Source organism: Streptomyces spinoverrucosus, from assembly GCF_015712165.1.
Classification (GTDB): domain Bacteria; phylum Actinomycetota; class Actinomycetes; order Streptomycetales; family Streptomycetaceae; genus Streptomyces; species Streptomyces spinoverrucosus_A.
Genome location: NZ_JADPZX010000001.1, coordinates 5,372,964 through 5,397,609 on the forward strand (window position 1 = coordinate 5,372,964; position 24,646 = coordinate 5,397,609).

Here is a 24,646-nt window from a genome sequence, read left to right on the forward strand (position 1 = left end):
AAGTTCTTTCGCGGACCTAGCACATCCGTGCTCGAAAGGGGTGGGTCCAGCGGGACGGGCGGTGGGGGTTGCGCCGGTCTGATAGATGTGGAGGCCCCCATAACACCCTCGAGCAGATACGGGACGACGGACATGAGCGCCCCAACCCCGGCACCCGGCGACGACAGGCCCCGCGAGGGCTACTACCCGGACCCCTCCATTCCTGGATATGTCCGGTACTGGAACGGAGCCGCCTGGGTGCCGGGCACCAGCCGCCCGGCACCGGCCGACGGCGAACCGCTCGCCCCGCCGCCCGGTGTACGCTCCGCGCAGCCCGCCGTCGAGGAGACCGGGCCGCACTTCTTCGACGAGGACCCCGAGCCCGTACCGCAGGACCCCAAGGACGCCCAGCACGGCAGCCGCCCCGAGCCCGCCTCCGCCTGGGGCGCCGACCGCTCCCGGCAGTCCGGCTTCGGCGGCGACCAGGACCGCCGCGTCTCCTGGCCCGCGGCCCCCGGCGCCGACCCGCGCGTCCCCGCCGACCCGCCCGCACAGCCCGACGGCGACGCCGCCCGCACGGACGGTACGGCGTCGATCCCGCCCGCCGAGTCCGAGGCGGCGGCCTCCGGCAACACGTTCGTGTTCCGCCGCCCGACCGCCAAGTCCCAGGGCGCGGGCGCCGGTACGGGCGGTCCCGACGAGGCCGCCGAGGATCCGGGCACGATGACGTTCCGCGCGGTCGGCCCGCGCCGGGGCCAGCAGGAGGGGACGCCGGGTCCGGCGGCCGCGCCTCAAGCGGGCGGCTCGGCGGCGTCCAACCCCGCCGCGTCCGCCGGCCAGGGCACCCCCGGCTGGTCGACCCCGGCGCCGAGCACGCCCGCCCAGACGCCCGCCGGCACCTCCGGCAGCCCCGGCTTCGGCGCCGGAAAGGCGGCCGCCGCACGCGCCGCCGCCCAGTCCGCCCCGGCCGCGGCGCCCACCCCGCAGTCCGCCGGCGTCCCCCACCAGGCCCAGGCCCAGGCCCCGGCCCCGACCCCCGCCGCCCCCGTCACCTCGGGCTCGGGCGGCGGCCAGTCCTCCTGGGCGCAGCAGGTCCACCGCCTCGCCGGGACCTCCACCCCCACCCCCGACGAGCAGCCCGTCGCCCCCTGGAAGCCGCCGGTCGAGGACCCCTTCCAGGCGGCGGCGAGGCGGCAGGCCGCGGCCCGTCCGGCCGGCCTCGGCAAGCGGCTGGCGGCCCGGCTGATCGACACCCTGGTCATCGCGGGCGTCACCGCGGTCGCCGCCGTACCGCTCGGCGCCCAGGCCCTCGATCACATCCAGGGGAAGATCGACGAGGCCAAGTTGTCGGGCCAGACGGTCACGGTCTGGCTGCTGGACGGCACGACGTCGACGTACCTGGCCGCCGTCGTCGCCGTGCTGCTCCTCGTCGGTGTGGTGTACGAGGCGCTGCCCACCGCCAAGTGGGGCCGCACGCTGGGCAAGAAGCTGCTCGGTCTCGAGGTGCGGGACATCGAGGGCCATGAGCCCCCGTCCTTCGGTGCGGCCCTGCGGCGCTGGCTCGTCTACAGCGTCCCCGGCCTGCTCTGCTTCGGCCTCATCGGCGTCCTGTGGTGCGTGTTCGACAAGCCGTGGCGGCAGTGCTGGCACGACAAGGCCGCGCACACGTTCGTGGCGGGCTGAACGGCGGCGTCGTAGCGTACTCCGGACGGCCGCTCGCCGGATGCGGACCCGTGGGGTTCGCGGTCGACTCGGGCCATGAGCACCGAACCGCCCCCCGGTTCCGGCGGGCAGCCGCCGGAGGACGATCCGTTCAAGAAGCAGCCCCCGCCCGGCGAGGGGGCCGGCTCGCCGTACGACAGGCCCTCCGGGGGCGGTGAGCAACCCCCGCCGTACGGCGGCGGCCAGCCCCCGCCCCCCGGCGGCCCGTACGGCGGTGGTCCGTACGACGGTGGCGAGTACCCCGCCGACCCGCTCGCCGGTATGCCCCCGCTCGCCGACAGCGGCATGCGCACGCTGGCCCGGCTCATCGACATGGTGCTGGTCGGCGTCGTCGTCTGGCTGATCACCTGGGGCTTCGACGTGGACGAGTACCAGGTGAACGCCGAGCGGGTCGACGTCGGCAACCGCGTGACGCAGTCCGTCATCGCGGCCGTGCTCTACATGGCGTACGACACGATCATGATCGCCAGGTGGGGGCAGACCCTCGGCAAGAAATGGCTGAACATGCGCGTGGCACATCTGGACGACGGAGCCACGCCTTCCGCGCAGACCTCACTGATCCGCGCGGCGGTGCTGTGGATTCCGTTCGCGTTCTGCTGCGCCTGCATCTGGACGGCGATCTGCGGCGGCTGGAGCTTCTTCGACAAGCCCTACAAGCAGGGGCTGCACGACAAGGCGGCCAAGACGGTGGTGGTCAGCACCGGTTGACGCACCGGTTGACGCCGGTCAGCAGCACGGCGGGCCCGTCACGCGAGTGGCGGGCCCGCCGTGGTGTGCGCTGCTTTCGAGTGTTCAGAGACGTTCAGGAAGCCGTCGATTCCCGTACGGGCTCACGGGCCGCCGTCGCCGGCTGCGGCGGCGCCATGTCGGTGGCGGGCCGGCGCACCGGGGCCGGGGTCCGCTTCGGCATGGGCACCGTCATGGCGACCAGCAGCCCGAGCAACAGCGCCGCGACGGCGATGACCGCGATCCCCGCACCCGAACTCGTCTGTGACAGCAGCAGCATGGCGAGCGTGGAGAAGATCACGGTGCACGAACCGTAGGCGAGCTGGGCGGCAGTCGGACGAGGCATGGCAATCGTGTCCTCGAAGAATGGGGGTGGACTCCCCCCGGTGCCTCTCGCGGTGGGGGAGGGTGCGGACAGAATCTATTCGCGTGCATGCCCGAGTGGAACGAACCGTAAGCGTGACCTGACCAACAGTGCCGGTGCACAGGGGGCGCACCGAGTCATGTCGGCCACTCGATCGACGGTCCCGCGCGCCCGCTGAACGCACCTGACCTGTTCGGTAAGCGAAACGTCATCTCCGCATAGTGCAGTTGTTCTGTTCAAGTCAAGGTCTGTCTTTTCTCGGCAACCTCTAGTCAAATGTCGGCACTTGACTAACACGCGTTGATCACGCGTGCGCGGACCCAGCACGTCCCTTACCCCCCATCCGCGCACGCGCACGCGGGGGAGGACCTCAAGTGACCAGTAGACCCTGGACGTTCAGAGCGGCGGCCACCGCAGTCGCGCTCGCCGCGGCCACCGCCACGCTCTCCGGCCTGACCGTGGCCCAGGCCGACGCGGGCGGTACGCCGGCCAAGGCACCCGCCGTCGACCGGCAGGACCCGGCGGCTCCGGAGAACCACGAGGGGCACGCGCACAACCTCGACGGACCGCTCAGCAAGACCGTCGCGGCCCAGCGCGAAGAGGCCCTGAAGCAGGTCATATCCGGCGAGGCCGAGGTCGAGGAGCGCGAGGGCTCCAAGGTCGTCGAGCTCGAGAGCCGCAAGGGCCGCAGCAAGTACGTCGAACTCGGCCGGGAGAAGACGGACAAGATCTTCACCGTCCTGGTCGAGTTCGGCGACCAGGTCGACAGCCGCTACGGCGGCACCCCCGGCCCGCTGCACAACCAGATCGCCCAGCCGGACCGCGAGAAGGACAACAGCACGGCCTGGCAGGCGGACTACAACCGCGAGCACTTCCAGGACCTCTACTTCGGCGACGGCACCGCCTCGATGAAGACCTACTACGAGAAGCAGTCCTCGGGCCGCTACTCCATCGAGGGCGAGGTCACCGACTGGGTCAAGGTCCCCTACAACGAGGCCCGTTACGGCTCCAACAAGTGCCAGCCCGACAACTGCGCCTGGTACGCGGTGCAGGACGGCGTCAACGCGTGGGTCGACCAGCAGAAGGCGGCCGGCAAGTCCGACGCGGAGATCAAGGCCAAGCTGGCCGAGTACGACCAGTGGGACCGCTACGACTTCGACGGCGACGGCGACTTCAACGAGCGCGACGGCTACATCGACCACTTCCAGATCGTGCACGCCGGTGAGGACGAGTCCGCGGGCGGCGGCGCGCAGGGCGAGGACGCGATCTGGGCGCACCGCTGGTACGCGTTCGGCACCGACGCCGGTGCCACCGGCCCCGAGGGCAACAAGCTCGGCGGCACGCAGATCGGCGGCTCCGGTGTCTGGGTCGGCGACTACACCATCCAGCCGGAGAACGGCGGACTCGGTGTCTTCGCCCACGAGTACGGTCACGACCTCGGTCTGCCGGACCACTACGACACCAACGGCGGCGAGAACTCCACCGGCTTCTGGACGCTGATGTCCTCCGGTTCCTGGCTCGGCACCGGCCGCGACGAGATCGGCGACCTGCCCGGCGACATGACCGCCTGGGACAAGCTCCAGCTGGGCTGGCTGAACTACGACACGGCGAAGGCCGCGACGACCTCCCTGCACAAGCTGGGTGTGGCCGAGTACAACACCAAGAACGCTCAGGCGCTGGTGGTGGAACTGCCGAAGAAGCCCGTCACCACCGAGATCGTCCCGCCTGCGCAGGGCTCGACGCAGTGGTGGAGCGGTAGCGGCGACGACCTGAGGAACACGCTCACTCGTTCCGTCGACCTCACCGGCAAGTCCGCCGCCACGCTCGGCCTGGACGGTTGGTGGGACATCGAGAACGGCTACGACTACCTCTACACCGAGGTGTCCGCCGACGGCGGCGCCAACTGGACTGCCCTGGACGGCGGTTACGACGGCACGGCCATCCCGCGTGACGGCGGCGGCAAGCCCGCGCTGACCGGCACCGTGGACGCGTACAAGAAGCTGACCTTCCCGCTCGACGCCTACGCGGGCAAGAAGATCGACCTGCGCTTCCGCTACGCCACCGACAGCGGCGTGGCGAAGAAGGGCTTCGCCGCCGACCGGATCACGGTCACCGCGGACGGTGCGCCGGTCGTCTCCGACGACGCGGAGAGCGCCGACGAGGCCTGGAACGCGTCCGGCTTCTCGCGCGTCGGCGCCTCGTTCACCAAGGACTACGCGCAGTACTACATCGCCGAGAACCGGCAGTACGTGTCGTACGACAGGACTCTCAAGGTCGGCCCGTACAACTTCGGTTTCTCCACGACCCGGCCGGACTGGGTGGAGCACTACCCGTACCAGAACGGTCTGCTGATCTGGAAGTGGGACACCTCTCAGGCGGACAACAACACTGGCGACCACCCCGGCGTCGGTCTGATCCTCCCGGTCGACGCCCATCCGACCCCGTTGAAGTGGTCCGACGGCACGCTGATGCGCAACCGGATCCAGTCCTACGACTCCACGTTCAGCTCCTACCGGACGGACGGGATCACCCTGCACAACGCGGGTGTCGCGACGGTGATCAAGTCGCAGCCGGGCAACCGGATCTTCAACGACCGCAAGTACACGTACTACGACGAGACCACCCCGGCGGCCGGCGTCAGGATCACTGACACCAACACCAAGATCGCGATAGTGAAGGAGCCGCGGGACGGCTCGACGATCACGGTGAAGGTCTCGGCCGCGTCGAAGTAGTCGAAGTAAGGGAAAACAGCGAACCGCATCGGCCGCACCCCTCCGACGGGGTGCGGCCGATCATGTTCGTTCACCCCCTCTTCTTCCGCGCGTCGATCGGGTCGCCTGTTCATTGACACCGGCGGCGAGATCGAGATCGGCGCAGCGGCCCCGAGGTGGCTCGACGGGCTCGGGCGGGTTCGGTCCCCCGGGCGCATGGAGCGGCATTTCCGCAGGTCAGAACCGTTTGATCGGAGACCCTCTGGCGGGGCACCGCCGATCCGTGTTTAGGTGCGTCCTGTGGTTCGCTTATTGACACCGACGCAAACGGGGATGTGACCGCATGGCCGCAGGAGGTTTCTGCAAGCTGCCGAACGGCACGGTGGTGGTGGCACTGAATCTGCCCAGCCCCGCCGCCGACGGACCGGGCAGCGTCCGGGTGCTCGTCCATGCCCAGAACCGGGCGCGCGCCCTGACCAGGCTGCGCAACCTGGGGCTGCGGGCGGTCTACCTGCGGGGCAACGCCGCCCCGCCGACCCCGGACGAGATCACCGCGGTCCTGCACCATCCGGACGGCCTGATATGGCGCACGGCCCCCGACGCGGCGGTGGTCGGCGGCCCGGAACTCGTCCAGGAGCTGTGGCACCCGATCCGCGCCCTGCTGCGCCGCCCGGCCGCCCGGATGTGAGCCCGGGTCCGCCCACAGGTGCCCGCGGGGCGGTCTCAGACGACGGGCTTCCCGGACAGCTCCACGCCCGCCTCCCGCAGCTCCTCCAGCGCCCGCTCGGTGGTCTCCTCGGCGACGCCGGCCGTGAGGTCCAGCAGGACGTGGGTGCGGAAGCCCGCGCGGACCGCGTCCAGGGCGGTCGCCCGTACGCAGTGGTCGGTCGCGATGCCCACCACGTCCACCTCGTCGATCTGCCGCTCCCGCAGCCAGTCGGCCAGCGGGACCCCGTTCTCGTCGACCCCTTCGAAGCCGCTGTACGCCGCCGAGTAGGCGCCCTTGTCGAAGACCGCGTCGATGGAGCCGGAGGCGACGGCCGGGGCGAAGTTCGGGTGGAAGCCGACGCCCTCCGTGCCGGCGACGCAGTGCGCGGGCCAGGAGTGCACGAAGTCGGGGTTGTCCGCGAAGTGGCCCCCGGGCGCGATGTGGTGGTCCCGGGTCGCCACCACGTGGCGGTATCCGGCGGGGGCCTGCCCGATCAGCTCGGTGATCGCGGCGGCCACATCGGCACCGCCGGCCACCGGGAGGCTGCCCCCCTCGCAGAAATCGTTCTGCACGTCTACGACGATCAAGGCGCGGCGCATGGTGGGTGTCCTTCGGCTATGGGTTCTCGGGGTCGGTCGGGGAGGAACTTCCGAGCCTAGAGACTTCGGGGGCCCAAGGGGAGGGGGCACCGCGGGGCGCACGACGAGCGCCCCCACGGCTCGCGTCAGCCGACCGTGCCCCCGGTGGCGTACTCCGTCGGCAGGACGGGTTCCCCGCGGGAGAGCTGTGTGGCGGACAGCGGCAGGTTGGCGAGGGCTGCGATGTGCCGTTCGCGGGGGGCGTCGAGCGGCTCACGGGCGACCACCTCGCCGCCCTTGACCAGCTCGACCAGCAGCTGCCGGTCGACCAGCCCGTCCGGGACGGGCCCGGTGCCGACCACCTCGGCCTCGGCGACGCCCTGCTCGTCCAGCCGGCGCGCGGCCCACTTGCGGCCGCCGATGGAGAGCTTGCCGCCGGAGGACTTCTTCGCCACCGGCACCAGCGGTGCCTTCGGGTCGGCGGACTCGGCGCGGGCGACCAGCTTGTAGACCATGGAGCAGGTGGGGTGCCCGGAGCCGGTGACCAGCTGGGTGCCGACGCCGTACGCGTCCACGGGCGCCGCCGCCAGCGAGGCGATGGCGTACTCGTCGAGGTCCGAGGTCACGATGATCCTCGTGTTCGTCGCCCCCAGCTCGTCCAGCTGCTGCCGCACCCGGTGCGCGACCAGCAGCAGGTCCCCGGAGTCGATCCGCACGGCCCCCAGCTCGGGACCGGCGACCTCCACCGCCGTACGGACGGCCTCGGCGACGTCGTACGTGTCCACCAGCAGGGTCGTGCCCCGGCCCATGGTGTTGACCTGGGCCTGGAAGGCGTCGCGCTCGCGGTCGTGGAGCAGGGTGAAGGCGTGGGCGGAGGTGCCCACCGTCGGGATCCCGTAGCGGAAACCGGCGGCCAGGTCGGAGGTGGAGGCGAAGCCGCCGACGTACGCGGCGCGGGCGGCGGCGACCGCGGCGAGTTCGTGGGTGCGGCGGGCGCCCATCTCGATCAGCGGGCGGTCCCCGGCGGCCGAGGACATGCGGGAGGCGGCCGCGGCGATCGCGGAGTCGTGGTTGAGGATGGACAGGATCACGGTCTCCAGCAGCACGCACTCGGCGAAGCTGCCCTCGACCCGCATGATCGGCGAGCCCGGGAAGTACACCTCGCCCTCGGGGTAGCCCCAGATGTCGCCGGAGAAGCGGTATCCGGCGAGCCAGTCGAGGGTCTCCTCGCCGACGATCCCCCGCTCGCGCAGGAAGCGCAGGACGCCCGCGTCGAAGCGGAAGTTCTCGACGGCGTCCAGGACCCGGCCGGTCCCGGCCACCACGCCGTACCGTCGCCCGTCCGGCAGCCGCCGGGTGAAGACCTCGAAGACACTGCGCCGCTCGGCGGTGCCGGCCTTCAGGGCGGCCTGGAGCATCGTCAGCTCGTACTGGTCCGTGAAGAGGGCGGTCGAGGGGACGTCCACCGGCAGCCCAAGGTCCGCTGTGCTCACCAAAGCTCTCCTCGCCATACGTCGCCGGGTACCCCTGCCCGGCCGGGGGTCCGGGGGTTGTCCCCCGGGAGGTGCGGCATGGCAACCGATGCTACACCCCATTTCGTCAGTGTGACGATTTGTGGGCCGCATGGCAGCATGGGGGTTGTGACGTCAGCCGCTCCCATCGAGATCGAACGCACCGAGTCGGCGGAGGAGGTCTCGGCCGTACCGGAGCCGGACGTCCCCTGGGTCACGATCGTCCACAACGATCCGGTCAACCTGATGAGCTATGTGACCTACGTCTTCCAGTCGTACTTCGGCTACTCCAAGGACAAGGCCACCAAGCTCATGCTCGACGTCCACCACAAGGGCCGGGCGGTCGTCTCCAGCGGGAGCCGCGAGGAGATGGAACGCGACGTGCAGGCCATGCACGGCTACGGTCTGTGGGCCACCCTCCAGCAGGACCGGAAGTAGCGAATCGCCTTGCCAGGAACCTTCGAACCGCTCCCCGGCGGCGGCGCGGCCGTCGCCCTCGACGACGTCGAGATCTCCATCATCCGGTCGCTGGCCGTCCAGCTCCTGGAACTCATCGGCCCCGGCCCCGGCGAGGAGGCCCCCGCCGACCCGCTCGCCGAGCTCTTCGCGGAGGGCCCCAGTGAACCGCCCTCCGACCCGGTGCTGCGGCGCCTGTTCCCGGACGCCTACAGCGACCCCGAGGAGCCGGTGGAGGACGACGAGCAGCGGGCGCACTCCGCCGAGTTCCGCCGCTACACCGAGAACGACCTGCGGGCCGGCAAGCGGGAGAACGCCCTCGCGGTGATCCGCTCGCTGGACGAGCTGGCCGCCGCCGGGGACGGCGGGGCGGTGCTGAAGCTCACGCCGGAGCAGTCCCAGCAGTGGCTCGGCGCCCTCAACGATCTGCGCCTGGCGATCGGCTCCCGGCTGGAGATCGTCGACGAGGACGACACCGACCTGCTCTACCGGCTGCCGGACGAGGACCCGCGCAAGCCGATGGTGATGGCGTACCTCTGGCTGGGCGGGCTCCAGGAGACGTTGATCTCCACCCTTATGCCCTGATCGTGGAGATTCTGTGTTCGCTCAGCGGACACTCAAATCCGGATAACGATCATGTCACCGATGCGGCCAGTTATGGGCTCTTGGGTGACCGTTTGTCCACTTCTCCCTGTGCCGTGCGTCACATGACGTACAGGTGATCAGTGTTGCCACCGTGATAAATCTTCACGATCGCCCGGCGAACACCACCCTTATGTCGCGCCGGGTGCGCCACCGAGCCGGCGACCGTCGGCCAGGCACGAGGGGCCTTGGGAGGGCCGCTCAGCTCCATCAATCCGGGGGGATCGAAACCCGATCCGAGGCCGAGGAAAGGCCCGGATCGGCATGGAGAAAGGCGCACTACACATGGCCTCTGAGAAGGTCACCGACGCTCCTGAAGAGGGGTACGAGCGCGGGCTCGGCAGCCGTCAGGTCCAGATGATCGCGATCGGCGGCGCCATTGGCGTCGGCCTCTTCCTGGGTGCCGGGGCGAACATCGCCAAGGCCGGTCCCAGCCTCATCCTGATGTACGCCCTCGCCGGCGTGATCATCTTCTTCATCATGCGGGCGCTCGGCGAGCTCCTGCTCTACCGCCCGGTGTCGGGCTCCTTCGCGGAGTACTCCCGGGAGTTCCTCGGCCCGTTCTTCGGCTACTTCACCGGCTGGACGTACTGGCTGATGTGGGTCGTCACCGGCATGGCCGAACTCACGGCCGCCGCGATCTACGTCAACTACTGGTTCCCGTCCATCCCGCAGTGGGTCACGGCGCTGGTCTTCCTGGTGATCCTCTTCGGCGTCAACCTGATCTCCGTGAAGCTCTTCGGTGAGCTGGAGTTCTGGTTCTCGATGGTCAAGGTCACCGCCCTCATCGGCATGATCGTCATCGGCCTGGGCGTGCTCACCTTCGGCTTCAGCGCGGCGGGTGACACCGCGTCCGTCTCCAACCTCTGGGCCTTCGACGGCTTCTTCCCCAAGGGCATCGGCTCGTCCCTGATGACCCTCCAGGGCGTCATGTTCGCCTACCTCGCGGTCGAGCTGGTCGGTGTCACGGCCGGCGAGTCCGAGAACCCGGAGAAGACCCTCCCCAAGGCGATCAACACCCTGCCCTGGCGCATCGCGCTGTTCTACGTCGGCGCCCTCACCGTCATCCTGTGCGTGGTGAAGTGGACCGAGTTCGCTGAGGGCGTCAGCCCGTTCGTGAAGGCCTTCGCGGTGATCGGCATCCCGGCCGCCGCCGGCATCGTCAACTTCGTCGTGCTGACGGCCGCCCTGTCGTCCTGCAACTCGGGCATGTACTCCACGGGCCGCATGCTGCGCAACCTCGCCGACAGCGGTGAGGCCCCCAAGGCCTTCTCGAAGCTGTCCTCCACCAAGACCCCGGCGCTCGGCATCTTCGTCTCCGTGCTGTTCATGGGCATCGGCGTGATCCTGAACTACGTCGTCCCGGAGAAGGCGTTCGGCTACGTCACCTCCATCGCCACCGCGGCCGGCATCTGGACCTGGCTGATGATCCTGATCAGCCACGTCCTGTACCGCCGCGCGGTCGTCGCGGGCCGGCTGCCCGCCTCGTCCTTCCCGGCGCCGGGCGGCGCGGTGTGCTCGTACATCGCCATCGCGTTCCTGCTCTTCGTGACCGGCATCATCGCCTACGACGCCGACGCCCGCGTCTGCCTCTACGTGATGGCCGGGTGGGCCGTCGCCCTGGGCATCGGCTGGTTCGTCCTGAAGACCCGCAACCCTCAGATCACCGAGCGCCGCTCCGCGGAGTTCGAGAAGGTCGGCTGACCAACGCCGAGGACGTCCGGCGGCAGGGAGTACTCGTGGCACCCCCTGCCGCCGCCGCTCAGGACGTCCGGCATGTGGGCCGTCCCGTACCACCCCTCGGTACGGGACGGCCCTACTGCTTATCCTGACCGTCATGCTGACCATCACCCAGGCCCTGTACGACCAGATCGTCGCCCACGCGCGCGAGGACCACCCCGACGAGGCGTGCGGCGTGGTCGCGGGCCCGGTGGGCGAGGGCCGCCCCGAGCGCTTCATCCCGATGCTGAACGCCGCCCGCTCGCCCACGTTCTACGAGTTCGACTCCGGCGATCTGCTCAAGCTCTACCGCGAGATGGACGACCGCGACGAGGAGCCGGTGATCATCTACCACTCCCACACGGCCACCGAGGCCTACCCGTCCCGCACGGACATCTCCTACGCCAACGAACCCGGCGCGCACTACGTCCTCGTCTCCACCGCGGACACCGACGGGCTCGGCGACTTCCAGTTCCGTTCCTTCCGGATCGTCGACGGCGAGGTGACGGAAGAGGAGGTCAAGGTGGTGGAGACCTACTGATCCCCGACCCCGTCCCGGGATTCGGTCAGAGTTCATCCACTATCCGAGATCACATTCCAGGACCCGGACCAGGAATCGATACGATGAGCCCATGGTTTTCCTCGACGTGAGCGACAAGACGCCGGGCGCGATGCTCGTGGCGCGGCTGCACGTCGACCTGTGCAGGCTCGCCAGCGCCATCTGTTGACGCCGACCCCTGCCGCCGTACGGCCGTGAGCCGCGGCGCCCCTACGCACAACCTGCCGTATCTGCGCTGCCGCGCGTCTTTTCGACCTGACCACTCCCGACAGGAGCCCTGAGCCATGGCCATCGAGGTCCGCATCCCCACCATCCTCCGCCAGTACACCGACGGTCAGAAGGCCGTCGAAGGCACCGGGGAGACCCTCGCCGAGCTGTTCGCCGATCTCGACAGTCGGCATGCGGGCATCCAGGCCCGCATCGTGGACGGCGACCAGCTGCGCCGCTTCGTCAACGTCTACCTGAACGACGAGGACGTCCGCTTCCTCGACGGCATCAACACCAAGCTCGCCGACGGCGACAGCATCACGATCCTGCCGGCCGTGGCCGGCGGCATGGCCTGAGGCTGACGACCCCCGATGCGTTACGACTCCCCGTTGGCCGCGGTGGGCAACACCCCGTTGGTGCGCCTGCCGCGGCTCTCGCCGTCCACCGACGTCCGGATCTGGGCCAAGCTGGAGGACCGCAACCCGACCGGCTCGGTCAAGGACCGTCCCGCCCTGCACATGATCGAGCAGGCCGAGAAGGACGGCCGGCTGACCCCGGGCTGCACCATCCTGGAGCCCACCTCCGGCAACACCGGCATCTCGCTGGCCATGGCGGCCAAGCTCAAGGGCTACCGCATGGTGTGCGTGATGCCCGAGAACACCTCCCAGGAACGCCGGGACCTGCTCGGCATGTGGGGCGCGGAGATCATCTCCTCCCCGGCCGCGGGCGGCTCCAACACCGCCGTACGCGTCGCCAAGGAACTCTCCGCCCAGCACCCCGACTGGGTGATGCTCTACCAGTACGGCAACCCGGACAACGCCGGCGCGCACTACGCCACCACCGGCCCGGAGATCCTCGCCGACCTCCCCTCCATCACCCACTTCGTCGCGGGCCTCGGCACCACGGGCACCCTGATGGGCGTCGGCCGCTTCCTGCGCGAGCACCGGCCGGACGTGCAGATCGTCGCCGCCGAGCCGCGGTACGACGACCTGGTGTACGGCCTGCGCAACCTCGACGAGGGTTTCGTACCCGAGCTGTACGACGCCTCCGTCCTCACCGCCCGCTTCTCGGTCGGCTCCGCCGACGCGGTCACCCGCACCCGCGAACTGCTCCAGCAGGAGGGCATCTTCGCGGGCGTCTCCACCGGTGCCGCCCTGCACGCGGCGATCGGCGTCGGAAGGAAGGCGCTGAAGGCCGGGCAGAGCGCGGACATCGTGTTCATCGTGGCCGACGGCGGCTGGAAGTACCTCTCGACGGGCGTCTACACGGCGGCCACCACCGAAGAGGCCATCGAGACGCTCCAGGGCCAGCTCTGGGCGTAAACGGCTACGTCGCGAGGTGACGGACCTGGTCCCACAGGACCGGGTCCATCACCCCCACCCGCCTGCGAAAGGCCCCGACAGGGACCTCGCGCAGCTCGTCCGTCTCCAGGAAGCTCGCCCGGCCCTGGGTGTCCCCGACCGAGCCCGGCGGCAGCGGGATCACCCCGGCCCGCTCGTCGTGGTACTTGCTGGTGATCTTCGCGACCGTCGCCCGCCGCCCGTGCACCGCCAGCACCAGGCACGGCCGGTCCTTGCCACCGGGCCCGTCCTCGTAGGGCACGTTCGCCCACCAGATCTCCGCCGCCCGCGGCCGGGCTGCCGGCCCCTGCGCGCGCCCCGGCGGCCGCGTCCGGCGGCCCGTGGGCCGCCGCCCCCAGCCGTCCACGAGCGTGGCGACCAGCGCGAGCAGCACCACCGCTGCGAGTGCCAACCACCAGGACGTGTCCATACGATGACGTTACCGGCGTACGCACCCGCACGCGCGCCCTCCGCCGCGCCGTGTGCGCCCCGCGTCCAGCCGAATCGGTGACAGCACAGGTGAGTTCCCCCACAACGGCCCTGGGCGGAGGAGCGACCGGACGTTTTGCGCCTTACGCTCGACGGACCGCACGACCCCCGTCTCTCCATATCCGCCCGCGGAGGTTTCTGCTTCATGAAGCTCACCGTCGTCGGCTGCTCGGGGTCGTTCCCGTCCGCGGAATCGGCCTGTTCGAGCTACCTCGTAGAGGCCGACGGCTTCCGGCTGCTCCTCGACATGGGCAACGGCGCCCTGGGCGAGCTGCAGCGCCACTGCGGTCTCTACGACCTCGACGCGATCTTCCTGAGCCATCTGCACGCCGACCACTGCATCGACATGTGCGCCTACTTCGTGGCGCGCTACTACCGGCACGACGGCGGCCGCTGCGCGCCCCTGCCCGTCTACGGTCCCGAGGGCACCGAGAACCGGCTGACCACCGCGTACGCCGACACCCCTTCCGCCTCCTCGATGAGCGAGGTCTTCGACTTCCACACGGTCAAGCCGTCCACGTTCGACATCGGCCCCTTCACGGTGCACACCGAACGGGTGGCCCACCCCGTGGAGGCGTACGGCATCCGCATCGAACACGCCGGACGGACCCTGACGTACTCCGGCGACTCCGGAGTCAGCCCGGCCCTGGACGAACTCGCCCGGGACGCCGACCTCTTCCTGTGCGAGGCCGCTTTCACGCACGGCAAGGAGAACATCCCCGACCTGCACCTCAACGGCCGCGAGGCGGGCGAGACGGCAGGCCGGGCGGGCGCCCGCCGGCTGCTCCTCACCCACATCCCCCCGTGGACCGACCCGCAGGTCAACCTCGCCGACGCCCGCGCGGTGTACGACGGTCCGGTGGAACTGGCGGTGCCCAGGAAGTCGTACGAGATCTGACACCCACAGCACGACGAAGGCCCCCGGAGCTCGATCGCTCCGGGGGCCTCGTGCTTACGTCGTGCGGCTCACGCCTTCGTGAGGTCCTCGACCTCCTCCTCGGGCTCACGGCCCGGGGTGGGGAGGTTGAACCTGGTGATGGCGAAGCGGAAGAGCACGTAGTAGATCGCCGCGAACACCAGGCCGATCGGGACGATGAGCCAGGGCTTGGTGGCCAGATTCCAGTTCAGCGCGTAGTCGATGAAGCCGGCGGAGAAGGTGAAGCCCGCGTGCACGCCGAGCGCCCAAGTGATCGCCATGGACAGAGCGGTGAGGAGGGCGTGGATCACGTACAGCAGTGGGGCGATGAACATGAACGCGAACTCGATCGGCTCGGTCACACCGGTCACGAACGAGGTCAGCGCGAGCGACACCATCATGCCCATCACGGCCTTGCGGCGCTCGGGCCGCGCGGCGTGCGCGATGGCGATGGCGGCGGCCGGAAGGCCGAACATCATGATCGGGAAGAAGCCGGACATGAACTGGCCCGCGGTCGGGTCACCGGCGAAGAAGCGGTTCAGGTCGCCGTGCACGACCTCGCCGGCGGCGTCGGTGAAGTCGCCGATCTGGAACCAGGCGACGGTGTTCACGAACTGGTGCATGCCGATCGGGATCAGCGCGCGGTTGATCGCACCGAACAGTCCCGCGCCCGCGGCGCCCAGGCCGGTCATCCACTCGCCGAAGTCGGAGATGACCCCACCGATCGGCTCCCAGACGAGACCGAAGAGCACACCCACCGCCGTGCCGACGAAGGCCATGATGATCGGCACCAGTCGGCGGCCGTTGAAGAAGCCCAGCCAGTCCACCAGCTTCTTGCGGTGGTAGCGCTGCCACAGCACGGCGGCCAGCAGGCCCATGAGGATGCCGCCGAGGACACCGGGGTTGTTGTAGGTCGCGGCTATGTCCTCGCCCGCCTGGATCTTCGCCTCGGTGACCGGGAACGCCTTCAGGACGTTGCTGTACACCAGGAAGCCGACCAGGGCGGCCAGCGCCGTGGAGCCGTCGGCCTTCTTGGCGAAGCCGATCGCCACGCCGATGCAGAAGAGCATCGGCAGGTTGTCGAAGATCGCGCCACCGGCCGTGGCGAACACGGCCGCGACCTTGTCCCAGCCGAGGCCGTCAGCGCCGAACACGTCGGGCTGGCCGAGCCGGAGCAGGATGCCCGCCGCCGGCAGGACGGCGATCGGGAGCTGCAGACTGCGGCCGATCTTCTGCAGGCCCTGGAACAGGCCGGATCCCCGCTTCTTTGCGGGAGCCGCCGATGTGGTGGCGGTGCTCATACATCCTCCATCGGGTGGTGGTCTACACCACTCAGTGGTGTAGACCTGTTTTAGCACGATGAAGGCGGCATAAGGAACCCTCGCCTCCGGCCCTATACCTTCGTCACGTCCTCCACATCCTCCTCAGCTTCCCGGCCCGGAGTCTTCAGGTCGAACCTCGTGATCGCAAACCGGAAGACCGCGTAGTAGACGACGGCGAGGGCCAGCCCGATCGGGATCAGCAGCCACGGTTTCGTCGCCAGGTTCCAGTTGATGACGTAGTCGATCAGACCGGCGGAGAAACTGAACCCGTCCTTCGCGCCCAGCCCCCACGACACCGCCATCGACACCCCGGTCAGCAGCGCGTGGATCGCGTAGAGAACGGGGGCGATGAAGAGGAACGAGTACTCCAGCGGTTCCGTGATACCGGTGACGAACGACGTCAGCGCCACCGACAGCATCAGACCGCCGACCTCCTTGCGGCGCTCGGGGCGGGCGCAGTGCGTCATGGCCAGGGCGGCCGCCGGCAGGGCGAACATCATGATCGGGAAGAAGCCCGTGGTGAACTGACCCGCGTTCGGATCACCCGCCAGGAACATGTTGACGTCACCGTGCACCACCGTGCCGTCGGGCTCCGTGTAGGTGCCGAACTGGAACCACAGGGGCACGTTCAGGAACTGGTGCAGGCCCACGACGAGAAGCGCCCGGTTGGCGATGCCGAAGACGCCCGCACCCCACGCGCCCAGGTAGCTCAGCCAGTCGCTGAAGCTCTCCAGCGCCGCACCGATCGGCGGCCAGACCCACAGGCACAGCACCGCGAACGCGATCGCCACGAACGCCATGATGATCGGCACCAGCCGCCGGCCGTTGAAGAAGCCGAGCCAGTCCACCAGCCTCGTACGGTGAAAACGCTGCCAGAAGAAAGCGGACAGCAGACCCATGACGATGCCGCCGAACACCCCTGGATTCGGATACGTGAAGACGGACACCGTCCCGCCGGCCACCTGGCAGCCCGCCTCGACCATCTTCGCCCCGGCCGGACAGTCCTCCGGGAACTCGCGCAGCACCGAGTAGTAGACGAGAAACCCCGCCACCGCAGCCAGCGCGGTCGAACCGTCCGACTTCTTCGCCATGCCGATCGCCACACCGACACAGAAAAGAAGGGGAAGCCCCAGGGAACTGTCGAGCAGCGCGCTGCCCGCCCCCGCCATCACCTTGGAGACACCGGTCCAGCCGAGCCCCTCGTCGCCGAAGAGATCCGGCTGACCGAGCCGTCTGAGGATGCCCGCGGCCGGCAGGACGGCGATCGGGAGTTGCAGACTGCGCCCCATCTTCTGCAGGCCCTGGAAAAGGGTGCTCCAGCGGGCGCGAGCGGGACGGGCGGCGCTGTCGGCACTCATCGGACTCCTCCCCGAGGGCCGGGTTTGGCGACCGTCCGCCAGGTGGTGTAGACCAGTCGACGGAAGGTTCCGCTGTCGTGACGCCATCATTCGGTACGTACGCCATGACCGCTCGCGAAGCAGGGCCAACTGTGGGTTACTGCGACATAGCGCTTCGGACCAGGTCGGATCAGGGAGAAGGACATGGCCAGCAAGGCTGAGAAGATCGTTGCCGGGCTCGGCGGCATCGACAACATCGAAGAGGTCGAGGGCTGCATCACGCGGCTGCGCGTCGAGGTGTCCGACCCCTCACTGGTCGACGACGCCGCCCTCAAGGGCGCCGGCGCCCACGGCGTCGTGAAGATGGGCAGCGCCATCCAGGTCGTCATCGGCACCGACGCCGACCCGATCGCGGCGGACATCGAAGACATGATGTGAGCCCCGGCTCACCTGCGAAGGGGCCCTTCCCGCACCGGGAGGGGCCCTTCTCTACGTCTCTACGGTGCCGCCTTCCGTTCCGTACCGGCCGGGCAAAGGGCTCAGCCCCGGCGAATCTGGTCCATCCACCCCTGCGACGGCTCTGCCTCCTCGCCGTATTCGTCGTGCCAGTTCCACCACTCGTACGGCGCGGTCTGGGGATAGCCCTCCGGCGAGTCCTCCCACGTCTCCTGCCGCCCGAGCGCGGTCATGTCGAGGTAACTCCACAGGCTCCCCAAGGCCTCGTCGCCACGGACGTTGATGAAGTAGGTGCGGAACACACGGTCGCCGTCGCGGAAGAACGCGTTCGTGCCGTGCCACTCGTCCACACCGAAGTCGGAGTCGAAATCGTCGGTGATCGTGAACCAGGGGATGTGCGTCCAGCCCATCCGTGACTTCACCCGCTCGATCTCCGGCTGCGGCGCGCGCGAGGCGAAGACGAGAGTGGTGCCGCGGGCGTTCAGATGGGCGACATGGCCGACCTGGTCGGCCAGCATGGAGCAGCCACGGCAGGCGTGATCCGGCCAGCCGTACACGCCCGGCTCGAAGAAGGCCCGGTAGACGATCAGCTGACGACGCCCCTGAAACAGGTCGAGCAGACTCACCCTGCCCTGGGGCCCATCGAACTCGTACTCCTTCTCCACCGCCGCCCACGGCATCCGACGGCGCTTGGCGGCCAGCGCGTCACGGGCGCGCGTCAGCTGCTTCTCCTCCACAAGCAGCTCCTGACGCGCGGCCTCCCACTCCTGCGGCGAAACGATCGGGGGTGTCTTCATGGCGACATCCACCTTCCAGCTCGGTCCGACCTCCTGCACCGGCTCCCTGTGTCCAGGGTCGGCCGCCATCGACACGGCCGCACCCCGCCGGCCGCGATCGTCGTCACCGCGTCGCCTCGAGCAGCGCAGCGTTCTCGCGTTCGAGGGCCTTGACGGGGCCGGAGGACCAGCCCGGCGCCAAGGAGGCCGACAAGGGGTCGGGAAAGATGTCCTCCGCCCCGACGGCCACACCGTCGAAGATCGCCCGCGCGACCGCCGCCGGAGCAGCCTTCGGCACGTCGAGATCGCGGGACATCTCCGTGTCCACCGGGCCGGCCAGCACGGCGTGCACCCGGACGCCCCGAGACGCCAGCAGCGCGCGCAGCGCCTGCGTGAGCGAGAACGCCGCGGCCTTGGAGACCAAGTACGCCGGGATCACGGGCACAGACGCGAGAGCCGCCAACGACAGCACGTTGACGACGACGCCGCGCGACCGGGTCAGCTGCGGCAGGAACGCCCGGGTGACGGCGTACGGACCGAAGAGGTTGACCGCCAGGTGCCGCTCGAGCACCGCGCGATCACCGAGGTCGTCGTAGAGCGCCAGACCGGCGTTGTTGACCAGGACGTCGAGCGCGTCGACGCTCCCTGCCGCCGCCTCGATCCGCGCACCGTCGGTCACGTCCAGCATCACCGGCGTCACACGCCCGTCCGGGTGGGACAGGGGCCGGCGGGTCCCGGCGTAGACGCGCTGCGCGCCTCGGCGCAGGGCTTCCTCGACCAGCGCACGTCCGATGCCCCGATTGGCGCCGGTCACCAGGACGGTCCGGTTCGCGATGGGGTCCTGTGGCGTCGACATGGTGACCCACTCCGTTTCAGCTCTGCTGGTGCGGCTTGCACAGAGATGGACACGGCAGACGCCGGAAACTGGGCGCGCCCGTGGTGACCACTTTCGCCGACCGCCGGTGTCAGTACGCGGTGGGACGATGACAACGGAGGTCACCATGCCGGACGAACCGCTCGAGCGGGCCCGGGCCGGCGACCGCGACGCGTTCGCCGCGCTGGTCGAGCCCTACCACCGCGAGCTGCAAGTGCACTGCTACCGCATGCTCGGATCGCTGCAGGACGCCGAGGACGCCCTCCAGGAGGCGCTGCTGTCGGCATGGGTCGGCCTGGACGGGTTCGAGGGGCGGTCGTCCGTGCGCACCTGGCTGTACCGCATCGCCACCAACCGGTGCCTCAACACGCTGCGGTCATCCGCGCGCAGGCCGGTACCCGCGCCGTCCTTCCCGGGCCCGCCGCCGGAGCCCACCCGGCTCGGAGAGGCGCTGTGGCTCCAGCCGTACCCCGACCACCTGCTCGACGGCCTGCCCGACCACATGCCGGGACCCGAGGCCCGGTACGAGTCCCGCGAAGCGATCTCACTGGCCTTCGTGACCGCCGTACAACTGCTGCCGCCGAACCAGCGCGCGGTGCTGCTGCTGCGTGACGTGCTCGGATACCGGGCCAGTGAAGCCGCCGAACTGCTCGGGCTGACCGAGGACGCCGTCACCAGCGCCCTCAAACGCGCCCGCACGACGATGGAGGCCGCACGCTCGGCCGACCGGCCGCCCCCGCCCCAGGCCGGCGGACCCGAGGAGCGGGAGCTGGTCGACCGCTTCGTCGAGGCGTTCACCGAGCGGGACGTGGACGCGCTCGTCGCGCTGATGAGCGACGACGTGTGGCTGCGGATGCCACCACTGCCCTTCGAATACCGCGGTACCGAAGCGGTGCACCGGTTCTTCACCGCGATCGACGCCCGTCGGCGAGCCATCACCCGGATGGTGCCGGTCCGGGCGAACGGCCAGCCCACGTGGGGCGAGTACCTCCGCGACCCCGTCACCGGTGGCCTGCGCCTCGCGGGAATCCTCGTCGCAGGATTCGCCGGCGACCGCATCTGCGAACTCACGCATTTCGAGACAACCCTCGCCCCGCACCTCGGCCTGCCCCGCACGCTCGACTGAGCAAGGCCAACGGGGCACCGGGCCCGAACGACAGGCGGCTAGGCTCAACCCATGTCTCGAATCGACGGCCGCACCCCCGAACAGCTCCGCCCGATCACCATCGAACGCGGCTGGAGCAAGCACGCCGAGGGCTCCGTCCTCGTCTCCTTCGGCGACACCAAGGTCTTCTGCACCGCCTCCGTCACCGAAGGCGTCCCCCGCTGGCGCAAGGGCAGCGGCGAGGGCTGGGTCACCGCGGAGTACGCCATGCTGCCCCGCTCCACCAACACCCGGGGCGACCGCGAGTCGGTCAAGGGCAAGATCGGCGGCCGCACGCACGAGATCTCCCGCCTCATCGGCCGCTCCCTGCGCGCGGTCATCGACTACAAGGCCCTCGGCGAGAACACCATCGTCCTCGACTGCGACGTCCTCCAGGCCGACGGCGGCACCCGCACCGCCGCCATCACCGGCGCCTACGTCGCCCTCGCCGACGCCGTCTCCTGGGCCCAGGCCAAGAAGCTGATCCGGCCCGGCCGCCAGCCCCTCACCGGCTCGGTCAGCGCCGTGTCGGTCGGCATCGTCGGCGGGGTCCCGCTGCTCGACCTCTGCTACGAGGAGGACGTGCGCGCCGAAACCGACATGAACGTCGTCTGCACCGGCGACGGACGGTTCGTCGAGGTCCAGGGCACCGCCGAGGCCGAGCCCTTCGCACGCGAGGAGCTCAACGCGCTGCTCGACCTGGCCGTGGCCGGCTGCACCGAACTCGCCGAACTGCAGCGCACAGCGCTCGCGGCAGCCCTGGAAAAGTAGGGCGCGCAAGGTAAAGGACGCACCAAGAGCGGTGGTCGGCGCGGGCAACCGCACCGCCCGCCACCGCGTCTCATGAGATACGGGCGCACGGCCCAACCCTGTGCGCCCGGCCAGCAACCGGGCCCACAGGGCCTGTTCCCAAGGGAGGGACCGTTCCATGGCCGCGAGCCGCCGCCGACGCCGTACCACAGCCGTCGCCGCCACCCTGGCGGCCGTCGCGCTGACCGCCGGACTCACCACCGGCTGCGACGCCGTGAACAAGGCACTCGACTGCGTCCAGACAGCCGACGCCATCGCCGACAGCGTCACGGACCTCCAGCAGGCCGTCGAGAGCGCCGCGAACGACCCCACCCAGCTCCAGGAGTCCCTCGACTCCATCGACCAGAACCTCGGCGAAATCGGCGACAAGACCGACAACGCCGACGTCAACAAGGCGGTGGACGACCTCCAGAAGGCCGTCGACAACGTCCGCACAGCGGTGCGGAACGGCGACGAGACCCCCGACATCAGCCCCGTCACGGACGCGGCCGGCGAACTGACCAAGGTCTGCACGCCGTAACAGAACGCCGACCCCGGGCCTGGATACTGAGGGCATGACCCGCTTGATCCTCGCCACCCGCAACACCGGAAAGATCACCGAGCTGAAGGCGATCCTCGCCGACGCAGGTCTGCGCCACGACCTCGTCGGCGCGGAGGCCTACCCCGACGTCCCCGACGTCCGCGAGACCGGCGTCACCTTCGCCGAGAACGCCCTGCTCAAGGCCCACGCCCTCGCCCAGGCCACCGGCCTGCCCGCGGTCGCCGACGACTCGGGCCTGTGCGTCGACGTCCTCGGCGGCGCGCCGGGCATCTTCTCGGCCCGCTGGTCCGGCAAGCACGGCGACGACAAGGCCAACCTCGATCTGCTCCTGGCCCAGCTGTCGGACATCCCCACCGAACACCGCGGCGCCCACTTCGCCTGCGCGGCGGCCCTCGCCCTGCCGGACGGCACGGAGCGGGTGGTCGAGGGCCGCCTGAGGGGCGTACTGCGCCACAAGCCGGCCGGCACCCACGGCTTCGGCTACGACCCGATCCTCCAGCCCGAGGGCGAGACCCGCACGTGCGCGGAGATGAGCCCCGACGAGAAGAACGCCATCAGCCACCGGGGGAAGGCGTTTCGGGGGTTGGTGCCGGTGGTGCGGGAGTTGTTGGGCTGAGAGACGGACGAGGGGCCGCCTCGCTGGACGGCCCCTGTCTGTGCGCCCGGTCGGATTCGAACCGACAAACACGACCACCTAAAGATCGCCGCTCGGCCGTTGGCGTACGGGCGCGGAGTGCTGCTCCACATTACCGGGAGAGAGTATGCCGTCGCTTACCACCTCGGCACCAGGTGGTGGTGACCGCGTGACAGTTGGGGCACAGCAGCCGCAGGTTCTCCCGCCGGTCGTCGTGCCAGTCGCCGTTGATGTGGTCGACCTCCAGCGTCATGGGCCTGCCGAGCCACTCGGGGCCGACCCCGCACTCGGCGCACACTTCGGGCACGCCGACTTCGCGCAGGGCCCGACGGAGTAGATGCGTCCGGGTCCGCTGCTTGCCGTCGTGCTTGACGAGGATGTCCTCGGGGCGGCGCAGCGGCACCACTCCCGGCTTTCCGCGTTGATGTGCCTGGCCCAGGAAGTGGGCGGTGCTCAGGCCCTCCTCCGCTGTCCACTCGGGGAACAGCGCGCGCAGCCGACTGTTGTAGGGGTCCAGACCCAATGCGCGAAGAGCACCGGCTATGGACGTCGACCGCTCAAGAGCGCGCCGCAGTTCGTCGGCCGGGGGTCTGTCGACCTCCTTTGCCCGCGTCCGCCGGGGCATATGGGAGACGTCGATGCCGAAGTGATCGAATCGACTGACGAGATGGCGGCGGAGCTTGTCGTACGGCGGGGTGCCGAAGAACGCGACGACCTCGTCGATGTCCGCGCACTGCCGGGCGGCCTCGGCCAGCCGCTCTCGGGTGTACTGAACGCCTCTGTTCATACGACGCCGCCCTTGGCGCGTCGCTTGCCCCGCCCTCGGTAATTGTCGGTGGTCGAGTGGCAGTTGGGGCAGAGAAAGCGCAGGTTCTCGATGCGGTTGTCCCGCCAGTTGCCGTCGATGTGGTCGACCTCCAGGGGCAGCGGACGCCCTCGCCAAACGGCTTCCGCGCCGCACAGGGCGCACCGCTCTGGCATGCCCTTCGCGGTCATGGCCCACTTGAGTCGATCGCTCGGGATGCGCCGAGCCCGATCGGCAGGCTGCTCGACAAGCAAGCCCTCCGGCGTTCGGGGCCGCCGCGCCTGCCCCCGCCGGTTCGGCGCCTGAAAGTGAGAGATGTCGATGCCGTACGCCCTGATCCGCCGACTGATGTGCGTGTGGTGCCCGCCTACCACCTCAAGCCCGAGATGCCGCAGCACCTCGCACATGTTGGTCGAGGCCGACACTGCTGCCTGCAGGATCTCCCGCGTCCACTTGACGCCCTCCCGCTCGAAGTGCGAGGTGTCCACGCCCAGCTTCGTCATGCGCCCCATGACGTACCGCCGCGTAGAGCTCCCCGGATCCACCCCCAACCACCCCAACGCCTCCGACAACGTCCGCGCCCCCCGAGCCGCCTCCTCCAGCCGCTCCCTGGTGTACGCACTGGCGCCCATCGAACCCCCTCCGTACTCGGGCATACGTTCCTGACCCGCACGGAGTAACGAAGCGCTCGTCCGGCAGTCACGCCGGACATGCCGAGCGGCCTGTACCAGGTCCCCGGTACAGGCCGCCGAACGTACGCTCAGATGCCCAGATCCTTGATGATCTTGGCTACGTGGCCGGTCGCACGGACGTTGTACAGGGCCCGTTCGACCTTGCCCTCCTCGTCCACGACGATCGTGGAGCGGATGACGCCCATGTACGTCTTGCCGTAGTTCTTCTTCTCGCCGTACGCGCCGTAGGTCTCGATGACGGTCTTGTCCGGGTCGCCGAGGAGCGTGACCTTCAGGGATTCCTTGTCGCGGAACTTGGCCAGCTTCTCGGGGCTGTCCGGCGAGACGCCGATCACGTCGTAGCCCGCGCCGGCCAGCAGGTCGAGGTTGTCCGTGAAGTCGCAGGCCTGCTTGGTGCAGCCGGGCGTCAGCGCCGCGGGGTAGAAGTAGACGATGACCTTGCGGCCCTTGTGGTCCGCGAGGGACACCTCGTTGCCGTCGGCGTCGGGCAGGGTGAAGGCGGGGGCCACGTCCCCGGGCTGGAGTCGATCGCTCATCCGGCTAGCGTAACCGGGGGTGCTGACGGTGCGGTCGCCCATGGAGCTGACAGACTGTCCGGAACAGCATCAGCTTCACTTCGGAGGCCGT

29 protein-coding genes and 1 tRNA gene are annotated in these 24,646 nt (G+C 69.7%); 18 read left to right on the forward strand and 12 right to left on the reverse strand.

What is annotated here, in order from left to right; all coding sequences use genetic code 11:
- The first annotated feature begins 132 nt into the window (after window positions 1-132).
- Both I2W78_RS24385 and I2W78_RS24390 read left to right on the forward strand, forming a co-directional pair.
- Window positions 133-1,662 carry an RDD family protein gene (locus tag I2W78_RS24385; protein WP_196462401.1) on the forward strand — a complete coding sequence of 510 codons (1,530 nt, stop codon included), beginning with the start codon at window positions 133-135 and terminating at the stop codon, window positions 1,660-1,662.
- A gap of 75 nt (window positions 1,663-1,737) precedes the next feature.
- Complete coding sequence (locus I2W78_RS24390; protein ID WP_196462402.1) at window positions 1,738-2,409, forward strand: RDD family protein; 672 nt, start codon at window positions 1,738-1,740, stop codon at window positions 2,407-2,409.
- 94 nt (window positions 2,410-2,503) lie between these two features.
- Here I2W78_RS24390 and I2W78_RS24395 read toward each other — a convergent pair whose 3' ends face one another.
- Entirely contained in the window at window positions 2,504-2,773 is a 270-nt protein-coding gene (locus I2W78_RS24395) for a hypothetical protein (protein ID WP_196462403.1), read from the reverse strand.
- A 392-nt stretch (window positions 2,774-3,165) separates the two neighbouring features.
- On the opposite strand from I2W78_RS24395, the gene I2W78_RS24400 reads away from it, so the two are divergent.
- Entirely contained in the window at window positions 3,166-5,523 is a 2,358-nt protein-coding gene (locus tag I2W78_RS24400) for an immune inhibitor A domain-containing protein (protein WP_196462404.1), read from the forward strand.
- Window positions 5,524-5,845: 322 nt separating this feature from the next.
- Window positions 5,846-6,190, forward strand: a complete 345-nt coding sequence (locus tag I2W78_RS24405; protein WP_196462405.1) for a hypothetical protein — start codon at window positions 5,846-5,848, stop codon at window positions 6,188-6,190.
- 35 nt (window positions 6,191-6,225) lie between these two features.
- On the opposite strand, the gene I2W78_RS24410 is transcribed toward I2W78_RS24405, so the two are convergent.
- On the reverse strand, window positions 6,226-6,810 hold the full coding sequence (locus I2W78_RS24410) for a nicotinamidase (protein ID WP_196462406.1): 585 nt from the start codon (window positions 6,808-6,810) through the stop codon (window positions 6,226-6,228).
- A gap of 125 nt (window positions 6,811-6,935) precedes the next feature.
- On the reverse strand, window positions 6,936-8,282 hold the full coding sequence (locus I2W78_RS24415) for a nicotinate phosphoribosyltransferase (protein WP_196462407.1): 1,347 nt from the start codon (window positions 8,280-8,282) through the stop codon (window positions 6,936-6,938).
- Between the two features lie 138 nt (window positions 8,283-8,420).
- Here I2W78_RS24415 and clpS point away from each other — a divergent pair, with 138 nt between their 5' ends.
- The 7 genes from clpS (at window position 8,421) to I2W78_RS24445 (ending at window position 13,205) form a co-directional block, all read left to right on the forward strand.
- The gene (clpS, locus tag I2W78_RS24420) at window positions 8,421-8,738 is read left to right on the forward strand and encodes an ATP-dependent Clp protease adapter ClpS (protein ID WP_141314019.1); all 318 of its coding nucleotides are present in this window, start codon (window positions 8,421-8,423) and stop codon (window positions 8,736-8,738) included.
- 9 nt (window positions 8,739-8,747) lie between these two features.
- Window positions 8,748-9,341: a DUF2017 domain-containing protein gene (locus I2W78_RS24425; RefSeq protein ID WP_196462408.1), complete on the forward strand. Its 594-nt coding sequence runs from the start codon at window positions 8,748-8,750 to the stop codon at window positions 9,339-9,341.
- A gap of 342 nt (window positions 9,342-9,683) precedes the next feature.
- Complete coding sequence (locus I2W78_RS24430) at window positions 9,684-11,102, forward strand: amino acid permease (protein WP_196462409.1); 1,419 nt, start codon at window positions 9,684-9,686, stop codon at window positions 11,100-11,102.
- A gap of 133 nt (window positions 11,103-11,235) precedes the next feature.
- Window positions 11,236-11,658 (forward strand): Mov34/MPN/PAD-1 family protein, encoded by a 423-nt coding sequence (locus I2W78_RS24435; protein ID WP_196462410.1) that lies wholly within the window; start codon window positions 11,236-11,238, stop codon window positions 11,656-11,658.
- A gap of 91 nt (window positions 11,659-11,749) precedes the next feature.
- Window positions 11,750-11,845: a putative leader peptide gene (locus I2W78_RS41740; RefSeq protein ID WP_374222700.1), complete on the forward strand. Its 96-nt coding sequence runs from the start codon at window positions 11,750-11,752 to the stop codon at window positions 11,843-11,845.
- 115 nt (window positions 11,846-11,960) lie between these two features.
- Complete coding sequence (locus tag I2W78_RS24440) at window positions 11,961-12,239, forward strand: MoaD/ThiS family protein (RefSeq protein WP_196462411.1); 279 nt, start codon at window positions 11,961-11,963, stop codon at window positions 12,237-12,239.
- A gap of 15 nt (window positions 12,240-12,254) precedes the next feature.
- The gene (locus I2W78_RS24445; RefSeq protein ID WP_196462412.1) at window positions 12,255-13,205 is read left to right on the forward strand and encodes a PLP-dependent cysteine synthase family protein; all 951 of its coding nucleotides are present in this window, start codon (window positions 12,255-12,257) and stop codon (window positions 13,203-13,205) included.
- 4 nt (window positions 13,206-13,209) lie between these two features.
- On the opposite strand, the gene I2W78_RS24450 is transcribed toward I2W78_RS24445, so the two are convergent.
- Window positions 13,210-13,653 carry a type II toxin-antitoxin system PemK/MazF family toxin gene (locus tag I2W78_RS24450; RefSeq protein WP_196462413.1) on the reverse strand — a complete coding sequence of 148 codons (444 nt, stop codon included), beginning with the start codon at window positions 13,651-13,653 and terminating at the stop codon, window positions 13,210-13,212.
- 204 nt (window positions 13,654-13,857) lie between these two features.
- Here I2W78_RS24450 and I2W78_RS24455 point away from each other — a divergent pair, with 204 nt between their 5' ends.
- The gene (locus tag I2W78_RS24455; RefSeq protein WP_196462414.1) at window positions 13,858-14,610 is read left to right on the forward strand and encodes an MBL fold metallo-hydrolase; all 753 of its coding nucleotides are present in this window, start codon (window positions 13,858-13,860) and stop codon (window positions 14,608-14,610) included.
- A 68-nt stretch (window positions 14,611-14,678) separates the two neighbouring features.
- On the opposite strand, the gene I2W78_RS24460 is transcribed toward I2W78_RS24455, so the two are convergent.
- Together I2W78_RS24460 and I2W78_RS24465 are read right to left on the reverse strand one after the other, a co-directional pair.
- Window positions 14,679-15,929 (reverse strand): PTS transporter subunit EIIC, encoded by a 1,251-nt coding sequence (locus I2W78_RS24460; RefSeq protein ID WP_196462415.1) that lies wholly within the window; start codon window positions 15,927-15,929, stop codon window positions 14,679-14,681.
- Between the two features lie 92 nt (window positions 15,930-16,021).
- Window positions 16,022-17,308, reverse strand: coding sequence for a PTS transporter subunit EIIC (locus I2W78_RS24465; RefSeq protein ID WP_196462416.1), 1,287 nt, complete (start codon window positions 17,306-17,308; stop codon window positions 16,022-16,024).
- A gap of 183 nt (window positions 17,309-17,491) precedes the next feature.
- Here I2W78_RS24465 and I2W78_RS24470 point away from each other — a divergent pair, with 183 nt between their 5' ends.
- Window positions 17,492-17,725, forward strand: coding sequence for a glucose PTS transporter subunit EIIB (locus I2W78_RS24470; RefSeq protein ID WP_196462417.1), 234 nt, complete (start codon window positions 17,492-17,494; stop codon window positions 17,723-17,725).
- A 101-nt stretch (window positions 17,726-17,826) separates the two neighbouring features.
- On the opposite strand, the gene I2W78_RS24475 is transcribed toward I2W78_RS24470, so the two are convergent.
- A complete protein-coding gene (locus I2W78_RS24475) occupies window positions 17,827-18,540 on the reverse strand; it encodes a DUF899 domain-containing protein (RefSeq protein WP_196462418.1) in 714 nt (237 codons plus the stop codon).
- A 103-nt stretch (window positions 18,541-18,643) separates the two neighbouring features.
- Window positions 18,644-19,375: an SDR family NAD(P)-dependent oxidoreductase gene (locus I2W78_RS24480; protein WP_196462419.1), complete on the reverse strand. Its 732-nt coding sequence runs from the start codon at window positions 19,373-19,375 to the stop codon at window positions 18,644-18,646.
- A 145-nt stretch (window positions 19,376-19,520) separates the two neighbouring features.
- Here I2W78_RS24480 and I2W78_RS24485 point away from each other — a divergent pair, with 145 nt between their 5' ends.
- The 4 genes from I2W78_RS24485 (at window position 19,521) to rdgB (ending at window position 22,504) form a co-directional block, all read left to right on the forward strand.
- A complete protein-coding gene (locus tag I2W78_RS24485) occupies window positions 19,521-20,519 on the forward strand; it encodes a sigma-70 family RNA polymerase sigma factor (RefSeq protein ID WP_196462420.1) in 999 nt (332 codons plus the stop codon).
- A gap of 51 nt (window positions 20,520-20,570) precedes the next feature.
- Window positions 20,571-21,308, forward strand: a complete 738-nt coding sequence (gene rph / locus I2W78_RS24490; RefSeq protein WP_196462421.1) for a ribonuclease PH — start codon at window positions 20,571-20,573, stop codon at window positions 21,306-21,308.
- A gap of 157 nt (window positions 21,309-21,465) precedes the next feature.
- Window positions 21,466-21,867 (forward strand): hypothetical protein, encoded by a 402-nt coding sequence (locus I2W78_RS24495; RefSeq protein WP_196462422.1) that lies wholly within the window; start codon window positions 21,466-21,468, stop codon window positions 21,865-21,867.
- A 34-nt stretch (window positions 21,868-21,901) separates the two neighbouring features.
- Window positions 21,902-22,504, forward strand: a complete 603-nt coding sequence (gene rdgB, locus I2W78_RS24500; protein ID WP_196462423.1) for an RdgB/HAM1 family non-canonical purine NTP pyrophosphatase — start codon at window positions 21,902-21,904, stop codon at window positions 22,502-22,504.
- Between the two features lie 41 nt (window positions 22,505-22,545).
- Here the strand turns inward: rdgB and I2W78_RS24505 are convergent.
- The 3 genes from I2W78_RS24505 to I2W78_RS24515 all read right to left on the reverse strand — a co-directional run bounded on the left by I2W78_RS24505 (window position 22,546) and on the right by I2W78_RS24515 (window position 23,899).
- Window positions 22,546-22,618 (reverse strand) — tRNA-Leu (locus I2W78_RS24505).
- A gap of 16 nt (window positions 22,619-22,634) precedes the next feature.
- Window positions 22,635-23,309, reverse strand: coding sequence for an HNH endonuclease signature motif containing protein (locus I2W78_RS24510; protein WP_196462424.1), 675 nt, complete (start codon window positions 23,307-23,309; stop codon window positions 22,635-22,637).
- Window positions 23,306-23,899 (reverse strand): HNH endonuclease signature motif containing protein, encoded by a 594-nt coding sequence (locus I2W78_RS24515; protein WP_230886565.1) that lies wholly within the window; start codon window positions 23,897-23,899, stop codon window positions 23,306-23,308. The genes I2W78_RS24510 and I2W78_RS24515 overlap by 4 nt, the downstream gene beginning before the upstream one ends.
- Between I2W78_RS24515 and I2W78_RS40685 the strand changes: the two genes are divergently transcribed.
- Entirely contained in the window at window positions 23,838-23,993 is a 156-nt protein-coding gene (locus I2W78_RS40685) for a hypothetical protein (protein ID WP_230886980.1), read from the forward strand. The two genes, I2W78_RS24515 and I2W78_RS40685, sit on opposite strands and share 62 nt — an antisense overlap.
- Before the next feature lie 94 nt (window positions 23,994-24,087).
- On the opposite strand, the gene bcp is transcribed toward I2W78_RS40685, so the two are convergent.
- Window positions 24,088-24,555 (reverse strand): thioredoxin-dependent thiol peroxidase, encoded by a 468-nt coding sequence (gene bcp / locus I2W78_RS24520; protein ID WP_196462426.1) that lies wholly within the window; start codon window positions 24,553-24,555, stop codon window positions 24,088-24,090.
- Window positions 24,556-24,646: the final 91 nt, after the last annotated feature.

Coding starts and splice junctions, on each gene's coding strand:
- I2W78_RS24465 (WP_196462416.1), bottom strand. CDS start 17,308: ATGAGTGCCGACAGCGCCGCCCGTCCCGCTCGCGCCCGCTGGAGCACC.
- I2W78_RS24485 (WP_196462420.1), top strand. CDS start 19,521: ATGCCGGACGAACCGCTCGAGCGGGCCCGGGCCGGCGACCGCGACGCG.
- I2W78_RS24495 (WP_196462422.1), top strand. CDS start 21,466: ATGGCCGCGAGCCGCCGCCGACGCCGTACCACAGCCGTCGCCGCCACC.
- I2W78_RS24475 (WP_196462418.1), bottom strand. CDS start 18,540: ATGAAGACACCCCCGATCGTTTCGCCGCAGGAGTGGGAGGCCGCGCGT.
- I2W78_RS24470 (WP_196462417.1), top strand. CDS start 17,492: ATGGCCAGCAAGGCTGAGAAGATCGTTGCCGGGCTCGGCGGCATCGAC.
- rdgB (WP_196462423.1), top strand. CDS start 21,902: ATGACCCGCTTGATCCTCGCCACCCGCAACACCGGAAAGATCACCGAG.
- I2W78_RS24445 (WP_196462412.1), top strand. CDS start 12,255: ATGCGTTACGACTCCCCGTTGGCCGCGGTGGGCAACACCCCGTTGGTG.
- I2W78_RS24410 (WP_196462406.1), bottom strand. CDS start 6,810: ATGCGCCGCGCCTTGATCGTCGTAGACGTGCAGAACGATTTCTGCGAG.
- clpS (WP_141314019.1), top strand. CDS start 8,421: ATGGGGGTTGTGACGTCAGCCGCTCCCATCGAGATCGAACGCACCGAG.
- bcp (WP_196462426.1), bottom strand. CDS start 24,555: ATGAGCGATCGACTCCAGCCCGGGGACGTGGCCCCCGCCTTCACCCTG.
- I2W78_RS24430 (WP_196462409.1), top strand. CDS start 9,684: ATGGCCTCTGAGAAGGTCACCGACGCTCCTGAAGAGGGGTACGAGCGC.
- I2W78_RS24440 (WP_196462411.1), top strand. CDS start 11,961: ATGGCCATCGAGGTCCGCATCCCCACCATCCTCCGCCAGTACACCGAC.
- I2W78_RS24480 (WP_196462419.1), bottom strand. CDS start 19,375: ATGTCGACGCCACAGGACCCCATCGCGAACCGGACCGTCCTGGTGACC.
- I2W78_RS24395 (WP_196462403.1), bottom strand. CDS start 2,773: ATGCCTCGTCCGACTGCCGCCCAGCTCGCCTACGGTTCGTGCACCGTG.
- I2W78_RS41740 (WP_374222700.1), top strand. CDS start 11,750: ATGGTTTTCCTCGACGTGAGCGACAAGACGCCGGGCGCGATGCTCGTG.
- I2W78_RS24455 (WP_196462414.1), top strand. CDS start 13,858: ATGAAGCTCACCGTCGTCGGCTGCTCGGGGTCGTTCCCGTCCGCGGAA.
- I2W78_RS24450 (WP_196462413.1), bottom strand. CDS start 13,653: ATGGACACGTCCTGGTGGTTGGCACTCGCAGCGGTGGTGCTGCTCGCG.
- I2W78_RS24385 (WP_196462401.1), top strand. CDS start 133: ATGAGCGCCCCAACCCCGGCACCCGGCGACGACAGGCCCCGCGAGGGC.
- rph (WP_196462421.1), top strand. CDS start 20,571: ATGTCTCGAATCGACGGCCGCACCCCCGAACAGCTCCGCCCGATCACC.
- I2W78_RS24460 (WP_196462415.1), bottom strand. CDS start 15,929: ATGAGCACCGCCACCACATCGGCGGCTCCCGCAAAGAAGCGGGGATCC.
- I2W78_RS40685 (WP_230886980.1), top strand. CDS start 23,838: ATGACGTACCGCCGCGTAGAGCTCCCCGGATCCACCCCCAACCACCCC.
- I2W78_RS24390 (WP_196462402.1), top strand. CDS start 1,738: ATGAGCACCGAACCGCCCCCCGGTTCCGGCGGGCAGCCGCCGGAGGAC.
- I2W78_RS24405 (WP_196462405.1), top strand. CDS start 5,846: ATGGCCGCAGGAGGTTTCTGCAAGCTGCCGAACGGCACGGTGGTGGTG.
- I2W78_RS24435 (WP_196462410.1), top strand. CDS start 11,236: ATGCTGACCATCACCCAGGCCCTGTACGACCAGATCGTCGCCCACGCG.
- I2W78_RS24510 (WP_196462424.1), bottom strand. CDS start 23,309: ATGAACAGAGGCGTTCAGTACACCCGAGAGCGGCTGGCCGAGGCCGCC.